This window comes from Paraburkholderia sp., assembly GCF_035656215.1.
Taxonomy (GTDB): Bacteria; Pseudomonadota; Gammaproteobacteria; order Burkholderiales; family Burkholderiaceae; genus Paraburkholderia.
On the sequence record NZ_DASRSY010000220.1, the window covers coordinates 1 to 4,026 of the forward strand.

The 4,026-nt window shown below is 61.4% G+C and carries 3 protein-coding genes; 1 reads left to right on the forward strand and 2 read right to left on the reverse strand.

Annotated features, from left to right (window positions below):
- The coding region (locus VFE81_RS12480; protein WP_325044888.1) for a LysE family transporter at positions 1-330 on the reverse strand (330 nt) is incomplete at its 3' end.
- Between the two features lie 127 nt (positions 331-457).
- Complete coding sequence (locus VFE81_RS12485) at positions 458-2,026, reverse strand: UbiD family decarboxylase (RefSeq protein ID WP_325044889.1); 1,569 nt, start codon at positions 2,024-2,026, stop codon at positions 458-460.
- A 606-nt stretch (positions 2,027-2,632) separates the two neighbouring features.
- On the opposite strand from VFE81_RS12485, the gene VFE81_RS12490 reads away from it, so the two are divergent.
- On the forward strand, positions 2,633-3,814 hold the full coding sequence (locus VFE81_RS12490) for a lytic transglycosylase domain-containing protein (RefSeq protein ID WP_325044890.1): 1,182 nt from the start codon (positions 2,633-2,635) through the stop codon (positions 3,812-3,814).
- The last annotated feature ends 212 nt before the right edge of the window (positions 3,815-4,026 follow it).

Below are 4,026 nucleotides of genomic sequence, written 5' to 3' on the forward strand. Positions count from 1 at the left end.
TTTGGCATCTGCTTCTCCGGCAACGGCTGGCGCCGACGCCGGGAACATCGCTTCACGCGCCATCTTCCACGTGAGAAACAGCAGGATCGCCGCGCCGCCGATCCACACCACCCAGCGCACCGATTCGAACTGCAGGAGCGCCGCCATTCCCGCGAGCGCGAGTGCCGCGTAGACCAGATCGCCGAAACAGGAACCCAGGCCCAACCAGAAGCCGGGTTTGAAGCCGTGCGATAGCGTCAGCGAAATCATCGCGACGTTGACAAGGCCGATGTCCAGGCACAACGACAACGACAGAAAAAAACCATCCGACATCATTGAAAAGGCATGCATCCGCGCAACTGCTCCATCAGTTTTGTTATTCAGACTTGTTCGAGCGCGCGCGATCCGGCGGGTGACCGGATCGCTTCGATGCCGACAGAATCCTAAAAATTTCAATAGTGTGATTCGAGGGCTGTTTTTACAGTCCCAACTCATCCCACAAAGTGTCGATACGCTGTTTGACCGCCTTGTCCATCTCGATCGGGCGGCCCCATTCGCGATCAGTTTCGCCTGGCCATTTGTTGGTCGCATCGAGCCCCATCTTCGATCCGAGACCCGCCACCGGCGAAGCGAAATCCAGATAGTCGATCGGCGTGCGATCGACCAGCACGGTGTCGCGCGCAGGATCGATGCGCGTGGTAATGGCCCAGATCACTTCTTTCCAGTCGCGGATATTCACGTCCTCGTCGACCACGACGATGAACTTCGTATACATGAATTGCCGCAGGAAACTCCACACACCGAACATCACGCGCTTGGCGTGACCCGGGTAGCTCTTCTTCATCTGCACGATCGCCATCCGGTAGCTGCATCCTTCGGGTGGCAGATAGAAATCGGTGATCTCGGTGAACTGCTTCTGCAACAGCGGCACGAACACTTCGTTGAGCGCGACGCCGAGCACGGCGGGTTCATCGGGCGGTTTGCCGGTGTAGGTGGAGTGATAGATCGCGTCGCGTCGCATCGTGATGCGTTCGACCGTGAAGACGGGAAACCACTCCTGCTCGTTGTAGTAGCCGGTGTGATCGCCATAGGGGCCTTCGAGCGCGTGTTCATAACCAGCGGACGCGCCCTTCGTCGGACGTGGCGGCGCGCCAGCGGGCGCGGGCGAGGGCGTGCCTTCCTGCGGATAGATGAAGCCTTCCAGAACGATCTCCGCGCGCGCAGGCACCTGCAAGCCGTCGACGCCAGGCGTGATGCACTTCGCGAGTTCGGTGCGGCCGCCGCGCAGCAACCCCGCGAACTGGTATTCGGAGAGCGTGTCGGGCACCGGCGTGACCGCACCGAGGATGGTCGCCGGATCGGCGCCCAGCACCACCGCCACGGGATACGGTTTGCCCGGATTCTGCAGCGCGAACTCGCGGAAATCGAGTGCGCCGCCGCGATGCGCGAGCCATCGCATGATCAGTTTGTTACGCCCGATCAGTTGCTGGCGATATATGCCTAAATTTTGTCGGCTCTTATTCGGGCCTTTTGTGACGGTCAGGCCCCATGTGATCAGCGGCCCTGCATCGCCCGGCCAACAGGTCTGAATCGGCAGCTTTCCGAGATCGACGTCATTGCCTTCCCAGACGATTTCCTGGCAAGGCGGTGAGCTCACCGTTTTGGGCGCCATGTCCCAAACCGCCTTCGCGAGCGAGAACAGTTTGCCGGCGTCCTTGAGCCCCTTCGGCGGCTCCGGTTCCTTCAATGCGGAGAGCAAACGGCCGACGTCACGCAGTGACTCCAGCGCTGCGCCATCGCCTTCACCCGCCTGCGCGTCGATACCCATGCCGAGTGCAACACGGCGCGGTGTGCCGAACAGATTGCCGAGGACAGGAAAGGCGTGCTGCTGTCGGCTCTCAAACAATAACGCCGGACCGCCGGCGCGCAACACACGGTCGCACAGTTCGGTCATTTCCAGGATTGGCGAAACGTTTTGCGAGATACGGCGCAGTTCACCGATCGTTTCGAGACGGCCGACGAAATCGCGCAGGTCTTTGTATTTCATCTGGTGCGGTAGAGAGCCGCGCAAGCGGCAAAAAGGAGGGCGCCGCAGGTTTCGCGGTGCCAAAACGATTGTCGATTTTACCTGTGTTGGCAGGCGCACGTAGATTGGCCGAATGGCCTACATCGGAAGGAGTAATTGAGATAGCTCAAGAGGCGCGCACCGCGCGGTTCTGAACGGACTGAACACTGTTCATTATTACAATTAGTTATACATTTGCCTATCTATAGTGTTGACGATCTATAAAACCCTGCATAGAATCCGTCCACATTGGTTGCAGGGCGTGAACCTTTTTACCACTGCCCCCGGTCCCATCAGACGCAACGCGTCACCGTTTACCGACCCCCTGCACGGTATTTGACGGTCTTACTGAAGTCCACGCCAGCGCCAACTGACGCTGGTTTTTCGCGTGGGAGCCCCCCGCCCGCATGTTTTTTTGGCATGCCGCGGGCCGCTTTCGAGATGGCTCCCCACAAACGGTATTTGCCGTTTCCCCGACGTCGCTGCTGCCCTTACCAGACAGAGCGCGCGATGTCTTGACTCTGCGAACGTGTGTTACCGCCTGTTCAACTGGCGGAGTTCGCGGATCATGCAACATGGGAGATCTGAATGAACGCCTGGTTATCGTGGCGTCCCGATGAGCGTATCGCGCAAGTTGTGCGTGGTGCGTTGCGTCGCGGGACGCGAATGAGTCATCACCTGTTCAGCATCGTCGGCGGAATCGCTGTGGTGCTGGCACTCGCGCTGTGGCTGATGCCGGCCTGGCGCGGCCCCCTGGCCGCCAAGCTGATGCCGGCAATTTCCGCCGCTGTGCAAGCCGGTCCCGCCCGTCTGCTGCAGGGCAACCCGCTGCCGGCTTTCGGACCGCCTGGCGCGTCCTCTGACGACTCGTTGTCCGCGAATTCGACCAGTAGCGACGCCGCTAGCGGCGCGAACAACGGCAACAATGACGTCACTTTCAGCAACACCAGCTACGACAGCGCTTTCGACGGCACCGGAACGTCCGGCATGGGCGTGGCGGCGCTGAACGGCCTCGACCCGCGCACCATGCAGAGCGTCTCCGCGCTGGCGCGGCTGATCCCGGCGCAGCGCGTCTCGGCCGACGCACGCGACGATCGTGTGCTGGTCTCGACCCGCGAGCAGGATCTGGTCGCGTCGTTCCTGGCGCGTCGCTATCGCGTCGCTCAGGAGCCCGTTAGCGAGCTCGTGAAGGCAGCGTTCGACACCGGCCGCGAAGTCGGTCTCGACCCGCTTCTTCTGTTGTCCGTGATGGCAATCGAATCGGGCTTCAACCCGTACGCCGAGAGCGGCGTCGGCGCGCAGGGCCTGATGCAGGTGATGTCCAAGGTTCACTCGGACAAATTCCAGTATTTCGGCGGTCAGAGCGCGGCGCTCGAACCGGTTGCGAACATCAAGGTGGGTGCGCTGGTGCTGAAGGATTGCATCGCACGCGGCGGTTCGCTGCCGGGCGGTTTGCGTCTTTATGTCGGCTCGACCTCGCAGGACGACGGTGGCTACGGCGCCAAGGTGATGGCCGAGCGTGGCCGCCTGCGCGATGTGGCGCGTGGCCGCAAGGTGCCGATCAATGCACCGCAGGCTCCGGTTCTGACGGCGTCGAACACGACTACGGCTGCTGCGGCACCGGCTAACAGCAAGCGCGTGCAGATGACGCTCGATGCCGGTCATCCGCTGAGTGCGGCAACGCCGGTTAAGACGCCGGTATCCGAGCAGGACGACGCCAGTTCCAATGCGCCCAAGCATGTGGCATCGGCTTCGGAGTTGGGCGCCTGAGGTTGGCTGCGTAACCCCGTTGGCGTGACGCGAGAGCGGCCGCAACAAAAAAGGACACCCGAGGAGGGTGTCCTCAGACTGCTGACAAAGTACCCCCGAAGCCTGGCCATGCGCCGGGCTTTGTCGTTTAATGAGCGTCATGCTCAAGAAACCGACGCCCATGCAGCACGAACTCGAGATGGTCACGCTCGAGGAGCTCGTGCCGAAGGATC

Bases quoted from the DNA above. Each gene is read 5' to 3' on its own strand.
- VFE81_RS12485 (WP_325044889.1), bottom strand. From the start codon at position 2,026: ATGAAATACAAAGACCTGCGCGATTTCGTCGGCCGTCTCGAAACGATC.
- VFE81_RS12490 (WP_325044890.1), top strand. From the start codon at position 2,633: ATGAACGCCTGGTTATCGTGGCGTCCCGATGAGCGTATCGCGCAAGTT.